This is a genomic window from Janibacter sp. CX7, assembly GCF_024362365.1.
Lineage (GTDB): Bacteria > Actinomycetota > Actinomycetes > Actinomycetales > Dermatophilaceae > Janibacter.
The window spans coordinates 1,378,146-1,396,276 of record NZ_CP101464.1 but is presented as its reverse complement, the minus strand read 5'-3'; the positions used below and the strand labels follow the sequence as shown (position 1 = coordinate 1,396,276).

The following is an 18,131-nucleotide window of genomic DNA, read 5'->3' as shown; positions in this document are numbered from 1 at the left end:
CCCCCGCCCGACCGGGCGCCCACCGGGCGTGTGTCGGTCCCGCGGCAGAGCCGGCCCAGGGGTGAGGATGGACGGGCTCGACACCCGCCCACCGAGGAGTGCACCGCCAGCATGGCCCGCCGTTCCGCCACCCCCGCGACGCCCGACGTCCCCGAGCGGATCGTCGACATCGACGTCGCGGACGAGATGCGCAATGCCTTCCTCGAGTACAGCTACTCCGTGATCCACGCGCGGGCCCTGCCCGACGCCCGCGACGGCCTCAAGCCGGTCCACCGCCGCATCCTCTACTCGATGAGCGAGATGGGCCTGCGGCCCGAGCGCGGCCACGTGAAGTCCTCGCGCGTCGTCGGCGAGGTCATGGGCAAGTACCACCCCCACGGCGACTCGGCGATCTACGACGCCCTCGTGCGCATGGCCCAGCCCTTCTCCATGCGCCTGCCGCTCGTCGACGGCCACGGCAACTTCGGCTCGCTCGACGACGGCCCCGCCGCGAGCCGCTACACCGAGGCGCGCATGGCCCCGGCCGCGCTGCTCATGGTGACCGGGCTCGACGAGGACACCGTCCCCTTCGTCCCCAACTACGACGACCAGCTGATGCAGCCCGAGGTGCTGCCGGCGGCCTACCCCAACCTCCTCGTCAACGGCACGACCGGCATCGCCGTCGGCATGGCGACGAACATGCCGCCGCACAACCTCGTCGAGGTCATCGGGGCGGCCCGCCACCTGCTGACCCACCCCGATGCCAGCCTCGACGACCTGATGAAGTTCGTCCCCGGCCCGGACCTGCCCGGCGGTGGCCGGATCATCGGCCTCGACGGCATCCGCGACGCCTACCTCACCGGCCGCGGCAGCTTTCGCACGCGGGCGACGACCCGGATCGAGAAGGTCGCGCCGCGCCGCCAGGGCATCATCGTCACCGAGCTGCCCTACCTCGTCGGCCCCGAGAAGGTCATCGAGAAGATCAAGGACTCCGTCCAGTCGAAGAAGCTGCAGGGCATCGCCGACGTCAAGGACCTCACCGACCGCGAGTCCGGCCTCCAGCTCGTCATCGAGATCAAGAACGGCTTCAACCCCGAGGCGGTCCTCGAGCAGCTCTACAAGCTGACGCCGATGGAGGACTCCTTCTCCATCAACAACGTCGCGCTCGTCGACGGCCAGCCGCGGACGATGGGCCTCAAGGAGCTGCTCACCGTCTACGTCGACTTCCGACGCGACGTCGTGCGCCGGCGCAGCGAGTACCGGCTCGCCAAGCGCCGCGAGCGGCTGCACCTCGTCGAGGGCCTGCTCATCGCGATCCTCGACATCGACGAGGTCATCCAGGTCATCCGCTCCAGCGACGACGCGACGATCGCGCGCACCCGGCTGCAGGAGGTCTTCGACCTCTCCGAGGTACAGGCGACCTTCATCCTCGACCTGCAGCTGCGCCGGCTGACGAAGTTCTCCAAGCTCGAGCTCGAGAAGGAGCAGAGCGAGCTGCTCGCCCAGATCGCCGAGCTCGAGGAGATCCTCGGCGACGACAAGGTCATGACCCGGCTCATCTCCGGCGAGCTCGCCGAGGTCGCGAAGAAGCACGGCGACCCCCGCCGCACGGTCCTGCTCGAGTCCGCGGGCGCCCCGGCGACCGCGACCACCCCGCTCGAGGTCGCCGACGACCCGTGCTGGGTGCTCCTCTCCAGCACCGGCCTGCTCGCCCGCACGAGCGACGCCGAGCCGCTCAGCCGCGAGGGCGGGCGCAGCAAGCACGACGCGATCGTCGCCGCGGTGCGCACGAGCGCGCGCGGCGAGGTCGCCGTCGTCACCTCGGCCGGCCGGGTCGTGCGTCTCGGGGCACTCGAGCTGCCGACCCTGCCGCCCTCCAACGGCGCGCCCACCCTCTCCGGCGGTGCCCCGCTCGCGGCCTACGTCGACCTGCCCGGTGACGAGACCCCGCTGACCCTGATGAGCCTGTCGCCCGACTCCCCCGGGCTGGCCCTGGGCACGGCGCACGGCATCGTCAAGCGCGTCACCACCGACTACCCCAAGGGCCACTCCTGGGAGGCGATCTCGCTCAAGGAGGGCGACCGCGTCGTCGGTGCCGTCGAGCTGACGACCGGCGAGGAGGAGCTCGTCTTCGTCACGAGCCAGGCCAGCCTGCTGCACTTCTCCGCGGCCGACGTGCGGCCCCAGGGACGAGGTGGCGGCGGTGTCGCCGGCATCCGGCTCACCGACGGGGCCCAGGTCGTCTTCTTCGGCGCCGTCGACCTCAACTTCGACAACATCGTCGTCACCGTCTCGGGCTCCTCCGACGCGCTGCCGGGCACCGATGCCGGCTCGTGGAAGGTCACCTCCTTCGACGAGTACCCCGGCAAGGGTCGCGCCACGGGCGGCGTCCGCGCGCACCGCTTCCTCAAGGGCGAGGACGCGCTGGTCACCGCCTGGGTGGGCCGCGCCGGCGCCCGTGCCGCGCAGCCCAACGGCGTGGCGATCACCCTGCCCGAGGCCGACGGCCGCCGCGACGGCTCCGGCACCCCCGCCTCCGCCGTGATCGGCGGCATCGGCTCCCTCTGAGGACATGACGAAGGGGGCGGCACCGGATCGCCGGTGTCGCCCCCTTCGCGTCGTGGAGCTCAGTCGTGGTCGATGTGCTCCGGGTCGCGCATGTAGGTCTTCTTGGCGTAGACCGCGCGGTTGATGAACCAGGTGATGACCCAGAGGAGGATGCCCAGACCGAGCAGGATGGCGGCGATCTCGTACTGCTGCTGCTGCTCCTCGCTGCGGGCCCACGGGCCGACGAGGAAGGCGCAGGCGATCGCACCGATGATCGGCAGCACGGTCGGGGCCCTGAAGTGCTCGCGGCCGACCTTGTCGCGACGCAGCACCAGCACCGCGATGTTGACGATGGTGAAGACCGCGAGCAGCAGGAGCGAGGTCGTGCCACCGAGCAGCGCGACGACCTGCGACTCGCTGTCGAGGACGACGTAGCTGATCAGTCCGAAGGAGATCAGCGTGGTGAAGATGATGGCCACCCACGGAGTCTGACGGGTCCTGTGGACCACGCCGAGGCCGGGAGGCAGGACCTCTTGGCGGGCCATGCCGTAGACGAGGCGCGAGGCCATGAGCATGTTGATCAGGGCCGAGTTGGCGACGGCGAACATCCCGATGAAGGGGAAGATCTTGTCGAAGGGCAGCCCGGGCGCGCCGGCAGCAACGACCTGCGTCAGGGCCGAGGCCTTGTCCGGGTCGGTGAGGTCGCCGACGGGGACCAGGGCCACCGCGGTGATCGAGACGAGGACGTAGATGACACCGGTGATGCCGAGTCCGGTGAGCATGACCTTGGGGAAGATCCGCGAGGGCTCGTGCGTCTCCTCGGCCATGTTGACCGAGTCCTCGAAGCCGACCATGGCGAAGAAGGCGAGCGAGGTCGCCATGGTGATGGCGAAGAAGGTGTTCTTGTCGCTCGCGCTCTCGAAGACCATCACGCGGGAGAAGTCGGCCTTGCCCTGGGTCACGGCGTAGAGGCCGATGAAGATGATGAGCAGCAGACCGGAGAGCTCGACGAGGGTCAGCACGACATTGGCCTTGACCGACTCTCCGACGCCGCGGAAGTTGACCAGCGCGATGACGAGCATGAAGGCCAGCGCGGCGATCAGGAGCTGGTTCGGGCCCCAGTCGAGGCCGAGTCCGTCGCTGAGGAACCCGGCGAAGGCGTTGGAGGCGGTCGACGCCGAGGTGATACCGGAGCACATGACGGCGAAGGCCACCATGAAGGTGAGGAAGTGCAGGCCGAAGGCCTTGTGGATGAAGGTCGCCGCACCTCCGGCCTTCGGGTACTTCGTCACCAGCTCGAGGTAGGAGAAGGCCGTGATCGTCGCGACGACGAAGGCCGCGATGAAGGGGGCCCACGCGGCGCCGCCGACTTCGCCGGCCACCGCGCCGGTCAGGGCGTAGACGCCCGTACCGAGGATGTCTCCGACGATGAAGAGGAGCAGGAGCTTGGGGCCCATGACCCTCTTGAGCTCGGTGTTGTCCTCACCTGCGGCATGGTCCGAGGTGGCGACGTCGGACATGGGTCCTCCCTGGGTCGGGGGTGCACGGGTGCGCGCACCGATCCCCTAACCGTGACCCAGAGCACGTCCGCGTGCAACCACCGACGCGGCGACGCGCCGAGATCGTGTCCAAACGGGCCGCGTCGTACCGGACCCAGCCGGCCTCAGGCGTCGATGCGCTCCCGGTCGAGCTGGTCGGCCGAGGAGACGATGAAGTCGCGGCGGGGGTCGACGTCCTTGCCCATGAGCAGCTCGAAGACCTGCTCGGCCATCTCGAGGTCCTCGGTCGTCACCCGGCGCAGCATCCGGTGGCGCGGGTCCATCGTCGTCTCGGCGAGCTGGTCGGCGTCCATCTCGCCCAGACCCTTGTAGCGCTGGATCGGCTGCTTGATGTTCTTGCCGCGCGAGCCGAGCGACGACAGCTTCTTGCGCATCTCCGCCTCGGAGTAGGTGTAGATCAGCTCGTTCTTCTTCGAGCCGGGGTTGACCACCTCGATGCGGTGCAGCGGCGGGACCGCGGCGAAGACCTTGCCGGCCTCGACGAGCGGGCGCATGTAGCGGAAGAAGAGGGTGAGCAGCAGGGTGCGGATGTGGGCGCCGTCGACGTCGGCGTCAGTCATGATGATGACCTTGCCGTAGCGGGCGGCGTCGAGGTCGAAGCTGCGCCCGGACCCGGCCCCGATGACCTGAATGATCGAGGCGCACTCGGCGTTCTTGAGCATGTCGCCGACGGCGGCCTTCTGCACGTTGAGGATCTTGCCGCGGATCGGCAGCAGCGCCTGGAACTCGCTGTTGCGCGCCTCCTTGGCCGTGCCCATCGCGGAGTCACCCTCGACGATGAAGAGCTCGGTGGACTCGACGTCGCTGCTGCGGCAGTCACGCAGCTTCGGCGGCAACGACGAGGTCTCCAGCGCGTTCTTGCGGCGCTGGGTCTCCTTGTGCAGCCGCGCTGAGATGCGCGACTTCATCTCGGCGACGACCTTCTCGAGCAGCTGCGTCGCCATCTGCTTGTCGCCGCGCTTGGTCGACGTCAGCTGCGAGGTCAGCTCGGTCTCGACGACCTTGGAGACGATCGAGCGCACGGCGTTGGTGCCGAGCACCTCCTTGGTCTGGCCCTCGAACTGCGGCTCGGCCAGACGCACCGTGACGACCGCGGTCAGGCCGGCGAGGACGTCGTCCTTGTCGACCTTGTCGTTGCCGACCTTGAGCTTGCGGGCGTTGACCTCGAGCTGCTTGCGGAAGACCTTGAGCAGCGCCTGCTCGAAGCCGGCGACGTGGGTGCCGCCCTTGGGCGTGGCGATGATGTTGACGAAGGAGGACATCTTCGCGTCGTAGCCGGTCCCCCACCTCAGGGCGATGTCGACACCGCACTCGCGCTCGACCTCGGTCGGCGTCATGTGCCCCTTGTCGTCGAGCACGGGCACGGTCTCGGTGAAGGTCCCCGTGCCCTCGAGCCGCCACACGTCGGTGACCGGAGCATCGGGCGCGAGGAAGTCGACGAACTCGCTGATGCCGCCGTCGTGGTGGAAGACCTCCTCGAGCGGCTCGTCGCCGCGCAGGTCGCGCACGACGAGGGTCAGGCCGGGCACGAGGAAGGAGGTCTGGCGAGCGCGGGCGGCCAGGGCCTCCCGGTCGATGCCGGCGCCCTTGAGGAAGATCTGCGGGTCGGCCCAGTAGCGCACCCGGGTCCCCGTGACGCCCCGCTTGGGCTTGCCGACGACCTGCAGCTCGCTGCCCTTGTCGTACGGGACGAAGTCGTGGTCGGGAGACTTCTCCCCCTTCGCCCCGGCGTCGTCGGAGAAGGTGCCGGGCTCACCACGGCGGAAGCTCATGGCCCAGGTCTTGCCGCCGCGGTCGACCTCGACGTCGAGGCGGGAGGACAGCGCGTTGACGACCGAGGCGCCGACGCCGTGCAGACCACCGGAGGCGGTGTAGGAGCCGCCGCCGAACTTCCCGCCCGCGTGCAGCTTGGTGTAGACGACCTCGACACCGGTGAGGCCGGTGCGCGGCTCGATGTCGACGGGGATGCCGCGACCGTTGTCGTGGACCTCGACGGAGCCGTCGGGGTGCAGGACGATCTCGATCCGGTCGCCATGGCCACCGAGGGCCTCGTCGACGGCGTTGTCGATGATCTCCCACATGCAGTGCATGAGGCCGCGCTGGTCCGTGGACCCGATGTACATGCCCGGGCGCTTGCGCACGGCCTCGAGGCCCTCGAGCACCTGGAGATGGTGCGCGGTGTAGTCCTTCGCGGACTTGCTGCTCGCGGTCTTCTTCGCGGAGGTGTCTGCCGGAGGCACGAAGGGGGCCGTCCTTGCGTCGTCGGGTCGGTGGGCTCCTCGCAGGGTAGACCGCGCCACCGACGACGCCCGGGAGGCACCGCCGGTGGCGCCGCGACGGTGTGCCCTCGGTCACGCCGCGCGGAACGGGTGCGGGACGGGAAGGCTTTCGCGTGTTTGACTGTTGACCGAGACGTCCACGCAACACTGCAGGAAATGAGGCACACGTGAACGCGACCCTGGCCAGCCCCTTGACCGCAGCCGACCGCTGCGACCGCTGCGGAGCCAAGGCCTACGTGCGCGCCCGCCTCCACGCGGGCGGCGAGCTGCTCTTCTGCGCCCACCATGGGCGTGAGCACCTCCCGGCACTGAAGGACCTCGCCGACATCGAGGACGAGACCGCCCGTCTCGACGAGAGCACCCCCGCGTCGGCCCCCGTCGACGAGCGCTGAGCGGCCCCCGGCCGTGCTCTCCCTGGCTGCCGAGGCCACCCACGACCCGACGTCGATCGCTCTCGCGATCGGCATCCTCTTCTTCGTCGTGGGTGTCCTCGGCATCGTCGTCCCCGTGCTGCCCGGGCTGCTCCTGTGCGTCGCGGGAGTGCTCGTCTGGGCCGGCTACACCGGCGGCACGACCGCGTGGGTGACCTTCGGCGTCGTCGCGGCGATCTACGCGGTGACCCTGCTCCTGCAGTTCCTCATCCCCGGCCGGCGCATGAAGCGCGAGGGAGTCGGCGGCATGACGCTCGGCTTCGGGATCGTCGGCGCGATCGTCGGCCTCTTCGTCATCCCGGGCATCGGCCTGCCGATCGGCTTCGTCTTCGGCGTCTTCGCCGCCGAGTACGTGCGCTTCCGTGACCTCGAGCGGGCCTGGCAGGCGACGAAGTCAGCCCTGCGCGGCGTGCTGCACAGCATGGGCATCGAGCTGTCGGCCGCCACCCTCATCGCGCTGACCTGGACCGTCGGGGTCCTCGCGCACTGATCGCCCCGGTGGTCGAGGTGGCGAGCGCCAGCGAGCCCTCGAGACCCCCGAAGCCACGCTCCCGGGGACCTACCAGCCCTGCCCCTGCTGGCGACGGTGCTCCCAACGCTGCTCGAGACGCTGCATGAAGCTGCCCTGACGCTTCGCCCGGGCGGGGCGAGCGCCCCCCTTCGACCGGGGGCCACGGGGCTTGGGGCTGCGGACGGTGCCGTCGGAGCCGACGACGCCCAGACCGTGCTGCTCGCGGGGCCGCCCGGGGGTCAGCGCCAGCGCGACCGACGCGACGATGACCACGAAGCCGGCGACGCCGACCCAGATGATCGTGTTGATGCCGAGCAGGACGAGGCCGAGACCGGCGAGGGCACCGACGATGCCGACGGCGAGGCGACGGCGGTCTCCCCCGACCGCGCGTGAGCCGTTCATCTGCGAGGCAAATCGAGGGTCCTCAGCCCGGATGGCTTCTTCCATCTCCTCGAGCATCTGCCGCTCGCGCTCCGACAGCGCCACGGTGACCTCCTGACCACGCCTGTTGTCTGGCGGGCTGGTGCCCGCGGGGTGCACACGACGGGAGTACCGCCGTGGTCTTCTCATGATAGGTCGCGTCCGGGGCCCGCGGTAGGTGGGGACTGCCGTCGGCTGCGATCGCCGAGCAGGCTCGCCGGGCGCACGCTGCCCGCGCCGAAGCGCGCGCTCGCCCGGTCGACGGCCCGGTCGGCCTCGCGCCAGCCGTGCTCGGGCTCGTCGAGAGCGACCTGGACCGGGGTCGACGCGGCCTCGGAGAGCTGCTCGACCCGCACGCCGACGAGCCGGACCCGGGCCCGCTGCAGGCCGAGGGCGTCGTAGAGCTCACGGGCCAGCGCGGCGATGTCGCGGGAGACGTCGGTGGCATCGCGAAGGGAGCGGGAGCGCGTGATCGTCGTGAAGTCGGCGAAGCGCACCTTGATGCTCACGGTGCGGCCGACGAGGCCGGCGCCCCGCAGCCGGGAGGCGACCTTGTCGCTCAGGGCGAGCAGGGTGCGGTGGACGACGACGGGGTCGTCGACGTCGTGGTCGTAGGTGCGCTCGTTGCCGATGGACCGCTCGCGGCGCACCGGCTCGACGGAGCGGTGGTCGCGGCCCCAGGCGAGGTCGTGGAGGTGGTTGCCGGTGGCCTCGCCGAGGGCGCGGACCAGGGTCTGGCGCGGGGTGTGGGCGATGTCGGCGACGGTCTTCAGGCCCAGCCTGGCGAGGGCCTCCTCGGTCTTGTCCCCCACGCCCCACAGGGCGCCGACGGGCAGCTGCTGGACGAAGGTGACGACCTCGTCGGCGGGGATGACGAGCAGCCCGTCGGGCTTGGCGAGGCCGGAGGCGAGCTTGGCGACGAACTTCGTGCTCGCGACCCCGACGGAGCAGGTGATCCCCTGCTCGTCGGCGACGGTGTCGCGGATGCGCTGGGCGATCGTCGCCGGCGAGCCCATGAGGCGCACGGCTCCGGCGACGTCGAGAAAGGCCTCGTCGCTGCTCAGCGGCTCGACGAAGGGGGTGATGTCGGCGAAGGTCGCCATGATGGCCGAGGAGATGCGCGAGTAGAGCTCGTGCTCGGGTGGCAGGACCGTCGCCTGCGGGCACAGCCGCCGGGCACGGCCCATCGGCATCGCCGAGGTGACCCCGAAGGCCCGGGCCTCGTAGGTCGCGGAGAGCACGACGCCGCGGTTGCCGCCACCGATGATGACGGGGGTGCCGACGAGCTCGGGGTGGGCGATGAGGGAGGCGGACGCGAAGAAGGCATCCATGTCGACGTGCAGGATCGTGCACCCGGTGTCGTCCGGGGGGCCCTGGCCGGCCCGCGGTGGGGGCCGGTACTGACGCCGGCTCATCGTCGCCTCAGTCGCGGCGGGCGACGAGGTGGACCGCGGCCCCCAGGCCGCCCAGACCGGTGCGGCCGTCGTCGGCCGAGGCGAGCTCCTCGAGCTCGAGCAGGGCGGCCCGCTCGGCGTCGGAGTCGACGAAGGCGCTCGGGACGAGGTCGCTGAAGAGACGCACGCCGCGGGCCTCGAGGGTCGTGAAGCCGGCCCGGGTGAGCATCTCGCCGAGCTCGTCGCGGTCGAAGCGGCGCGGGATCGGGTCGTCGTCGCCCCAGCGGCCGTCGGCGCTGGTCAGCGCGGCCCTGGCCTGGTCGAAGCGCCCGGCGATCGCGCGCGCGATGACGGCGGCGACCCGCTGCGCGGTCACGAGGGAGAGGTGCCCGCCGGGGGCGAGGACCTCGGCGATGCGGGTGAGGGTGGCCGTGGGGTCGTCGACGTACTCGAGGGTGCCGTGGCAGCACAGCAGGTCGATGCTGCCGGGCGCGACGGTGCCGGCGAGGGTGTCGGCGTCGCCCTGGACGGCGCTGATGCGCGCGGCGGCGTCGGACTCGGCGACCCGGCGGCTCAGCGAGGCCAGGGCGTCGGGGCTGGGGTCGACGACGGTGACGGTGTGCCCCTGCTCGGCGAGGGCGACGGCCAGGCCGCCGGTGCCGCCGCCGAGGTCGAGGACGCGCAGGGGCCGGGAGAGCTCACGCTGCCGGGACTCGCTGAGCGTGCGGACCTGGGACCACACGGCTGCCGTCCGGACATTGCCCTCGACTCCGCTGCCGCCACGTCGCCACGCACGCTCCTCACTCATGGCCCCAACCCTAGTCGCCGCCGCCGACACCCCCTTCGGCCTCCCCGCTCCCGGGTCGAGGTATCCGCGACCGACTATCCGGTCGGTGCCACCTCGGTCCACCGTCAGGTCAGCAGAGTCCCCTGGTGGTGGACCTGGCGCCAGCCGCCCTCTCGTGCGCACCAGATCGACGTGCGCCGCGCGCGGCGCTCTCCTTGGGCCGACGTCCACGAGACCCGGATGACGCCCGGTGCGATGACCCGGGCTCGCAGGTCGTCGATCTCGATGCTCGACGAGTCGTGTTCCGCGGCCTCCGACTCGAGCATCGCAAGGATCGAGTCGCGGTCCCAGACCCGACCAGATGCCCCGACCTCCTCGAAGTCCGGGGCAAGGAGGTCGCGCACCCGCCCACTGTCGGCCCGCGTCTCGGGCGACTGCAGCTCGCGCTCGAGGTCCAGGACCGTGGTCAGCGTCGCGTCATCCGTGTGAGGCATGCACGTACCGTCGCACGCCGGTACGCGCGAGATGTCCCCCACCTGACTGCCCTCGGTCAAAGACGCAGCGCGTGTCCCCACACGCGCTGCGTCTTTGACCCGGACGAAGGGGGACCCGCCCCGGCCGGTCGACGCCCCTCAGTGGCCCGAGCTGCCGGGCGAGGAGTGCCACAGCTTGCGCGGGGGCTCGACGCCGGTGCCGGCGGGGCGGGTGTCGGCCCACGGCGACTGGCGGAAGCCCGACGCGTGGACGAGCACCCGGTGCCCGGCAGGCTGCTGGTGCGCGGCGTCGCGGGCGCGGGCGAGGTCGTCGGCCTCGTCGAGCGCGGCGTGCACGGCGGTGATGCCGCCGCGTTGCCAGGCCTCCCACAGCGTCGACAGCTCCCACGCGCCGGAGGCGAGCACCGAGACCCCGCGCGGCCCCGCGCGCCGGATCGTGCCGCGCACGAGCAGCAGCCACGAGTGGAAGATCGTCGCCGCGTAGGGCCCCTGCACGTCCTCGAAGAAGGTCGCGTCGACCGGCCCGGTCGCGTCGTCGACGGTGAGGAAGACGACCCGACGCCCGGAGCGGATCGGCGGGGTCTGGGTCGCGACCTTGACCCCCGCGGCGAGGATCTGGGCACCGCTGCGCACCGAGAGCAGGTCGGCGCTGCGGGTCACCCCGAGCGCCTCGAGCATCGGCGCGTAGAAGTCCATGACGTGCCGCGAGGCGTCGAGCCCGAGAATCTCCAGCTCGGCGCCCACCTGGTCGGGGACGCTCATCTCGGGCAGGCCGACGCCCTCACCGAGCTCCGGAGAGTCACCGAGGTCGAGGGTCAGCTGGCTCGCGACCGGGGTCGGCGTCGTGCTCGTGCGCACCTGCTGCGCCCCGGGTCGCCCCGCGGCCCAGGCCGGCGCCTCGGACGACCGCCCCCGCGCGCCCCGGCCACCGGCGCCCCGCCCCCGGGAGCGCCCGGTCGCCGTCGCCCGGGACCACCGGTCGAGCTCGGCGACGTGGAGCAGCAGGTCGCGTCGGGTCAGCCGCCCCCTGTGGCCGAGCCCCGGCCCACCGCGGTCGGCGCCGGTGCCGTGGACGGAGTCGAAGGCCCCGACGAGGACGAGCCGCTCGACGACCGGCCGGCTCACCCGGGCCCGCTGCCAGAAGTCGGTGAGCGAGTCGAAGGGGGCCCCGGCGACGACGTGGGCGATCTCCCCTTCGCTCATGCCCTTGACATCCGCCAGCGAGAGCCGGATCGCCCACGGCGACCCGTCGGGCAGGTCGGGGTCGTCCGGCACCCGGCCGGGGACGGGCGCGCGCTCGACGCGGTACTCCCCCGTGCTCGCGTTGACGTCGACGCCGAGGATCGTCACGCCGAGCGAGCGGGCCTCCTCGAGGAGCAGCCGCTTGGGGTACATGCCCGGGTCGTGGGTGAGCACGCCGGCGAGGAAGGCCGCAGGGTGGTGCGCCTTGAGCCAGGCCGACTGGTAGGTCGGCATGGCGAAGGCCGCCGCGTGCGCCTTGCAGAAGCCGAAGGAGGCGAAGGCCGCGAGCACCTCCCAGATGCGGTCGACGTCCTCCGGCGGGTAGCCGCGGGCCGCGGCCGCCGGGCGCCACCACGCCTCGATGCGCTCCTGCCCCTGCGGGCTGCCCATCGTGCGGCGCACCTCGTCGGCCTGGGCGAGGGTCGCGCCGGTCGTCTCGGCGATGATCCGCAGCATCTGCTCGTGGAAGACGACGACCCCCTCGGTCTCGGCGAGCGCGGGCACGAGCCGGTCGTGGAGGAACTGCGGCCGGCTCCACCCGTGCCGCGCCTCGAGGAAGGGCCGGATCATGTCGGACTTCACCGGACCGGGGCGGAAGAGCGAGATGTCGATGATCAGGTCGTCGAAGACGGTCGGCGCGAGCTTGCCGATGAGCTCGCGCTGCCCGGGGCTCTCGATCTGGAAGCACCCGAGGGTGCGGGTCGTGCGGATCATCGCGAAGGTCGCCGGGTCGTCGAGGGGCACGTCGGACCGGTCGTCGAGGTCGACCCGCTCCCCCGTGACCCGCTCGACCTCGCCGACGGCGTGCGCCATCGCCGACTGCATCCGGATGCCGAGGACGTCGAGCTTGAGCAGCCCGAGCGCCTCGACGTCGTCCTTGTCGAACTGGCTCATCGGGAAGCCCAGCCAGCTCGACTCGACCGGGGTGCGGTCGAGCAGCCCGCCGTCGGACAGGACCACCCCGCACGGGTGCAGGGCGATGTGCCGGGGCAGCCCGTCGAGCCGCTCGACGAGGTCGAAGAGCGTCGTGAGGCGCCCGCCGTCGAGGCTGCGGGTGCGCAGCTCGGGCAGCTCGGCCATCGCCGAACGCACGTCCTTGGCCCGGATGTGCGGGAAGGCCTTGGCGATCTCGTCGACCTCGGCCGGCGGCACGCCGAGCGCGGCGCCGACGTCGCGGATCGCGTGCCGCGCCTTGTAGGTGTCCATCATCGACACGCACGTCACCCGGTCGCGGCCGAAGCGCTGCAGGATCAGCTCATACATCTCGGTGCGGCGGGCCGACTCGACGTCGATGTCGATGTCGGGCAGCTCGGCCCGCAGCGGCGAGCAGAAGCGCTCCATGAGCAGGTCGTGCCGGATCGGGTCGATCGCGCTGATGCCGAGCAGGTGGTTGACCAGGCTGCCGGCGCCGGAGCCACGGGCGGCGACCCGCACCCCCGCGCCGGTGATGATGTCGACGACCTCGGCGACGGTGAGGAAGTAGGTCGGGTAGCCCAGCGCCTCGACGACGTCGAGCTCGTCGGCCAGACGCTCCTCCACCTGCCGCAGCACCGCCGGCGACGCGTCGGGGTAGCGCTCGCCGATGGCCGCCCGGCAGCGCTGCGCGAGCACCGCCTGCGGGTCCTCGTCGGGGCGCAGCCCGAGGACGCGCGCCTCGGGCAGGTGCACCCGGCCGATGCCGAGGTCGCGGCGGTCGTCGAGCGCGCACGCCATCGCCGTGCGGGCCGTCTCCTCGAGCAGCGCCGCGGCCCGCTGCCGGGGGCTGGCGCAGGCGAAGCCACCGGCACCCCCGCCGAGGACGGCCGCGACCCGCTCGGCGCGCGCGGCCATCGTCGCGTCGTCGGCGAGGTGCCCGGCCGTCGTCACCCGGTCGAGGTGGCGGGTGTCGAGGACGACGAGGCGGCGGGTCGCGTCGAGGACGTCGGCGGTCGCCGCGTCCTGCGGGTGCAGGTGCCGCACGGCGGCGGTGAGCACGGCCGGGACCCCGCAGGCATCGGCGAGCCCGAGCAGGTGGGCCGCGTGCCCGGTCGAGGCCGGTGTGCCCGGCGGGCCGCCGTGGTCGACGACCTCGATCGCCATGGCGCCCGGCGGCAGCAGCCGCTGCCAGGCGCGCAGCCGCTCGCGGGCGAGGTCGGGCCGGCGGGCGAGCAGCGCGGCGCCGACGTCGGAGGTCGGGCCGAGCAGGACGAGGAGCGGCGCGGGCTCGTCGGGTCCGGGCGAAGCGGCGTGCCGGGCGATCATCGCCGCGGTCGCCACGGCCTCGCCGCGCTCCCCCGTGAGGTGCACCTCGCTGACGAGCCGGCACAGCCGTGCCCAGCCGACCCCGTGCGGCACCCCGGCGCCGGCACCACGGGCGAGCACGGTGACCCGGGGGTGGCGCGGGTCGACCTGCGCACCGCCGCGCACCGGGGTGCGTCGGGCACCTGCCGGGGCCCGGCCCCCGCCGTCGACGGCGAGGTCGACCCCGAGCACCGGCGCGATGCCTGCGGCGGTCGCCGCCCGGACGAACCGCACCGCCCCGTAGAGCCCGTCGCGGTCGGTGAGGGCGAGCGCCGGCTGCCCGAGCTCCGCGGCCCGGGCCACGAGGTCCTCCGGTGTCGTCGTGCCATGACGAAGGGAGAAGCCCGACGCCACGTGCAGGTGGGCGAAGCTCACCCGGCCTCCCCCCTTCGCATGTCCTCGAGGTCGTGCGACGGGGGGATGGCGACGAGGTCGGCGGTGACCCGGACCGGGGGCAGCCCGAGGGTGCCCGCCGCGATCCGCACGAAGTCCTCGCCCTGGCGCAGCAGGTCGTCGACCTCGCGCACGCTCATCGGCCCGGCCGCCCCGACGCCGGGGCGGGCGCCGCCCTCGGGCAGGACGGTCGCGAAGAAGTCGGCCCACTCGGTCAGCTCGGGCGCGACCCGCGGCAGCAGGCGCCACACGTCGACCGGGCCACGGGTGGTCCCACCGGCGCCGTGCCCGGGCGACTCCGCCGGGGCGGGCCTCCCCCGGACGGTGAGGACCGCGGCGGCCGCCCGCAGCACGGCGAGCTTGGTGCCGGCGCTGCGCCCGGCGACGGTGCGGGCCATGTGCGCGGTCGCGAGACTCTCGCCGGCGGCGGCGAGCAGGTCGAGCGCGGCGTCGAGGCGCTCGGGGTGCAGGACGGGGACGGCAGCCATCGCGCCTCAGTCCTGGGTCCGCAGAAGGAGCCAGCCGGCCCCGCCCGACGTGCCGTCGCCGTCGACCCCGAGGTCGTAGACGCCCGGGCTGCTCGCGCGGCCCCGCTGGGCGCTCACCCGCCACACCTCACGGGCGAGCGGGACCTGCGCGAGCGCCCTCTCACCGGTCGAGCGCCACCACGCGTGCCGCTCCTGCCAGTGGTCGACGACCTCCGTCACCCGGTAGAGCCGCCCCCGCCACAGGAACTGCTCGGGGGCTGCGCCACCCGCCGGCTGCGGGTCGCCCACCCGCACCTCGATGGCCTCCTCGACGAGCCTGACCATGACCACTCCTTCTGCTCGAACACCTGTTCGAACAACAGTAGCCCGGGGTGCCGACACCCCGTCAACCCCGGCCACCCCGCCCGACGTAGGCTGGTCGCGACCCGGTGATCCGACCACGGACCACCGACACCCGCCCCGCCCCCTTCGTCACTGGAGCCCCCGTGCCGCACCCGCTGGACCGCGCCGACCTGCGCTCGCGCGTCCAGGCCCGCATCGACACCGAGCTCGACCGCTGGGGCGGCGAGCTCGCCGAGATCGGGCCCGACGTCGTCGACCTGACCACCCCCGTCCGTAGCCTGCTGCAGGGCGGCAAGCGGCTGCGCGCCGGCTTCGCCTACTGGGGCTGGCGGGCCGCCGGGCAGCCCGACGACGACGGGGCGATCACCCTCGCGGCGTCGATGGAGCTCTTCCAGGCCGCCGCGCTCATCCACGACGACGTCATGGACGACAGCGAGACCCGACGCGGCCAGCCGGCGCTGCACCGCGCCCTCGCCCGCTCCCACGCCGAGCGGGCCTGGCACGGCGACCCCGAGCGCTTCGGCACCGCCGGCGCGATCCTCGCCGGCAACCTCTGCCTCGGCTGGTGCGACGATCTCTACGCCGACAGCGGGCTGCCGACCGCGGCCCTCGCCGCCGCCCGTCCGGTCTTCGAGCGGATGCGCGGCCAGCTCATGGGAGGGCAGTTCCTCGACATCGTCACCTCGATGCGCCCGTGGCACGACCTCGCCGACGACGAGCGCATCGAGTGGGCCCGCAAGGTCATCCGCTACAAGAGCGCGAAGTACTCCATCGAGCACCCCCTGCTCATCGGTGCGACCGCCGGCGGCGCGAGCGCCGACGACCTCGCCGCCCTCTCCCGCTACGGCCTGGCGCTCGGCGAGGCCTTCCAGCTGCGCGACGACGTGCTCGGCGTCTTCGGCGACCCGGAGGTCACCGGCAAGCCCGCCGGCGACGACCTGCGCGAGGGCAAGCGCACCGTCCTCATCGCGCACACCCTCGCCGGTGGCGACGACGTCACCGCGACCCGGGTCGACCAGTGGCTCGGCGCGCCGGACCTGGGCACCGACGAGGTCGAGGCCTTCCGCGAGCTCATCGTCGCCACGGGTGCGCTCGACGCCGTCGAGCGCGACATCGCCGAGGGCGCACAGGTCGCACGCGATGCGCTCGAGCAGGCCACCGGCATCGCCGACGAGGCCCGCGAGGTGCTCGCCGAGCTCGTCGACGCGACGACGGCCCGCGCCACCTGAGGCCTAGGCCTCCTCCATCGCCCGGCGGCGCACCTCGGTCTTGAAGCCGGCGCGGATCGCCGCGATCGGGGTCGACCCACCGGGCAGCGTGTCGTCGTGGGCAAACATCCACTCGACGATCTCGTCGTCGGCGAAGGCATGGTCCGACAGGACGGTGAAGGTCCCCGCGAGCTCCGGCAGCGGCCCCTCCTCACCGAGGAAGTCGACCGGCACCGACAGCACCTTGCGCTCACCGCGACGCACCGCCACCAGCTGACGCTCCTCGAGCATGCGGCGCACGTCGCCCAGCCGCACCCCGAGGCGCTCGGCGACGTCCGGCAGGGTCAGCCACTGCGTCTCGTCGGGGGTCGGTCCAGGGGTCACGGCAGGGGTCTCGTCCACGCCCGCCAGTGTGTCAGCCGCCCCGGCCACGAGCGACGAAGGGGGCCCGCCACGCCGTTCATCCCGCCTCGGGCACGGATCTTCGGTACCGTCGCCAGCGAAACCACATACGCCACACGAGTCACATGCACAACATGCGTCTCGGCACAGCACCTCGCCCCGCTGCCCACCGGGCGTCCCCTGCGCCCCGAACATCGGAGTCCCCCTTGGTCCTTCCGCTCATCGTCCCCGTGCCGGCCACGCCCGTGGCCCCGACCGTCGACCTGACCGCCGAGACCACCACGCACGTCACCTCCTCGGCCGGCGGCCGCCACCACACCGTCCGCTCCGGCGAGACGGTCTACGACATCGCCGCCCGCTACCACGTCTCCCCCGGCGCCCTGCTCTCCCGCAACGGCCTGGCCGCCAGCGACTTCATCCACCCGGGCCAGCGCCTGACGGTGCCGGGCCGCTCCGGCGCGTCCTCCCCTTCGTCCACCGTGCGCAAGCCGGCCCGCTCCGGCTCCACCCGCGGCTACACCGTCCGCAGCGGCGACACCCTCTCCGGCATCGCCGCCCGCCACCGGATGAGCGTCGACCGGCTGCGCAGCCTCAACGGCCTCGGCCAGGGCTTCATCCACCCCGGGCAGACGCTGCGCGTCACCGGTGTCGCCGCCAAGCCGGCCAAGCGGGCGACGGCCCGCCCCGCCGCCACGTCGACCCACACGGTCCGCTCCGGCGAGACCCTCTCCGGCATCGCCGCCCGCCGCAGCATGAGCGTCACCCGCCTGGCGAAGCTCAACCACATCAGCACGAGCGACTTCATCCACCCGGGCACCAAGCTCAAGGTCACCGGCTCCGCGCCGCGCAAGGCCACCCCCGCGAAGACCTCGAAGAACACCTTCGCCGGCCGCACCTACGCCGACCACATCGTCTCCGCCGCCGACCGCAACCGCGCGACCCTGGCCTCCCGCGGTGTGCCGAGCCGCGACGAGACCCGGGCCAAGATCACTCGCATCGCCCGCCAGCACGGCGTCGACCCCTCGCTCGCCCTGGCCATCTCCTACCAGGAGTCGGGCTGGGACATGGGGCAGGTCTCCGTCGCCAATGCCGTCGGCGCCATGCAGGTCATCCCGAGCACCGGTGAGTGGACCTCGCAGCTGGCCGGCCGTGAGCTCGACCTGCTCGACACGGACGACAACATCACCGCGGGCGTGCTCCTGCTCAAGGTCCTGACCCAGCAGGCCGACACGACCTCCGACGCCATCGCCGGCTACTACCAGGGCCTCGCCTCGGTCGAGTCCCACGGCATGTACGCCGACACCAAGCAGTACGTCGCCAACGTCAAGGCACTCCGGACGCGGATGTGACGGGCTGACGAAGGGGGCGAACCTAG

General features: G+C 72.7%; 15 protein-coding genes. 5 read left to right on the top strand and 10 right to left on the bottom strand.

All coding sequences use genetic code 11. The features are described 5' to 3' along the window. Positions 1 to 111 precede the first annotated feature (111 nt). Positions 112 to 2,547 carry a DNA topoisomerase (ATP-hydrolyzing) subunit A gene (locus NMQ01_RS06815; protein ID WP_255186105.1) on the top strand — a complete coding sequence of 812 codons (2,436 nt, stop codon included), beginning with the start codon at positions 112 to 114 and terminating at the stop codon, positions 2,545 to 2,547. A 59-nt stretch (positions 2,548 to 2,606) separates the two neighbouring features. Here the strand turns inward: NMQ01_RS06815 and NMQ01_RS06810 are convergent, their stop codons facing one another. Further along, entirely contained in the window at positions 2,607 to 4,046 is a 1,440-nt protein-coding gene (locus tag NMQ01_RS06810) for an APC family permease (RefSeq protein WP_255186104.1), read from the bottom strand. A 143-nt stretch (positions 4,047 to 4,189) separates the two neighbouring features. Continuing rightward, positions 4,190 to 6,325: a type IIA DNA topoisomerase subunit B gene (locus tag NMQ01_RS06805; protein ID WP_255186103.1), complete on the bottom strand. Its 2,136-nt coding sequence runs from the start codon at positions 6,323 to 6,325 to the stop codon at positions 4,190 to 4,192. Between the two features lie 206 nt (positions 6,326 to 6,531). Here NMQ01_RS06805 and NMQ01_RS06800 point away from each other — a divergent pair, with 206 nt between their 5' ends. Together NMQ01_RS06800 and NMQ01_RS06795 are read left to right on the top strand one after the other, a co-directional pair. Further along, positions 6,532 to 6,756, top strand: a complete 225-nt coding sequence (locus NMQ01_RS06800; RefSeq protein ID WP_072624437.1) for a hypothetical protein — start codon at positions 6,532 to 6,534, stop codon at positions 6,754 to 6,756. A gap of 13 nt (positions 6,757 to 6,769) precedes the next feature. Next, a complete protein-coding gene (locus NMQ01_RS06795) occupies positions 6,770 to 7,285 on the top strand; it encodes a DUF456 domain-containing protein (RefSeq protein ID WP_255186102.1) in 516 nt (171 codons plus the stop codon). 69 nt (positions 7,286 to 7,354) lie between these two features. On the opposite strand, the gene NMQ01_RS06790 is transcribed toward NMQ01_RS06795, so the two are convergent. The 7 genes from NMQ01_RS06790 to NMQ01_RS06760 form a co-directional block, all read right to left on the bottom strand. After that, positions 7,355 to 7,792, bottom strand: a complete 438-nt coding sequence (locus NMQ01_RS06790) for a DUF3040 domain-containing protein (protein WP_255186101.1) — start codon at positions 7,790 to 7,792, stop codon at positions 7,355 to 7,357. A gap of 80 nt (positions 7,793 to 7,872) precedes the next feature. After that, positions 7,873 to 9,141, bottom strand: a complete 1,269-nt coding sequence (dinB, locus tag NMQ01_RS06785; protein WP_255186100.1) for a DNA polymerase IV — start codon at positions 9,139 to 9,141, stop codon at positions 7,873 to 7,875. A 7-nt stretch (positions 9,142 to 9,148) separates the two neighbouring features. Next, the gene (locus NMQ01_RS06780) at positions 9,149 to 9,928 is read right to left on the bottom strand and encodes a bifunctional 2-polyprenyl-6-hydroxyphenol methylase/3-demethylubiquinol 3-O-methyltransferase UbiG (RefSeq protein ID WP_255186099.1); all 780 of its coding nucleotides are present in this window, start codon (positions 9,926 to 9,928) and stop codon (positions 9,149 to 9,151) included. A gap of 104 nt (positions 9,929 to 10,032) precedes the next feature. Then, a complete protein-coding gene (locus tag NMQ01_RS06775) occupies positions 10,033 to 10,401 on the bottom strand; it encodes a DUF4440 domain-containing protein (protein WP_255186098.1) in 369 nt (122 codons plus the stop codon). 138 nt (positions 10,402 to 10,539) lie between these two features. Continuing rightward, positions 10,540 to 14,298 (bottom strand): DNA polymerase III subunit alpha, encoded by a 3,759-nt coding sequence (locus NMQ01_RS06770; RefSeq protein WP_255186097.1) that lies wholly within the window; start codon positions 14,296 to 14,298, stop codon positions 10,540 to 10,542. Next, entirely contained in the window at positions 14,295 to 14,804 is a 510-nt protein-coding gene (locus NMQ01_RS06765; protein WP_255186096.1) for an SAV_6107 family HEPN domain-containing protein, read from the bottom strand. The genes NMQ01_RS06770 and NMQ01_RS06765 overlap by 4 nt, the downstream gene beginning before the upstream one ends. Before the next feature lie 6 nt (positions 14,805 to 14,810). Next, positions 14,811 to 15,128, bottom strand: coding sequence for a DUF6504 family protein (locus NMQ01_RS06760; RefSeq protein WP_255186095.1), 318 nt, complete (start codon positions 15,126 to 15,128; stop codon positions 14,811 to 14,813). A 161-nt stretch (positions 15,129 to 15,289) separates the two neighbouring features. Between NMQ01_RS06760 and NMQ01_RS06755 the strand changes: the two genes are divergently transcribed. Next, positions 15,290 to 16,375: a polyprenyl synthetase family protein gene (locus tag NMQ01_RS06755; protein ID WP_255186332.1), complete on the top strand. Its 1,086-nt coding sequence runs from the start codon at positions 15,290 to 15,292 to the stop codon at positions 16,373 to 16,375. Between the two features lie 3 nt (positions 16,376 to 16,378). On the opposite strand, the gene NMQ01_RS06750 is transcribed toward NMQ01_RS06755, so the two are convergent. Then, positions 16,379 to 16,756: an Rv2175c family DNA-binding protein gene (locus NMQ01_RS06750; protein WP_255186094.1), complete on the bottom strand. Its 378-nt coding sequence runs from the start codon at positions 16,754 to 16,756 to the stop codon at positions 16,379 to 16,381. Between the two features lie 206 nt (positions 16,757 to 16,962). Between NMQ01_RS06750 and NMQ01_RS06745 the strand changes: the two genes are divergently transcribed. Further along, positions 16,963 to 18,105 carry a LysM peptidoglycan-binding domain-containing protein gene (locus tag NMQ01_RS06745; protein ID WP_255186093.1) on the top strand — a complete coding sequence of 381 codons (1,143 nt, stop codon included), beginning with the start codon at positions 16,963 to 16,965 and terminating at the stop codon, positions 18,103 to 18,105. Positions 18,106 to 18,131 lie beyond the last annotated feature (26 nt).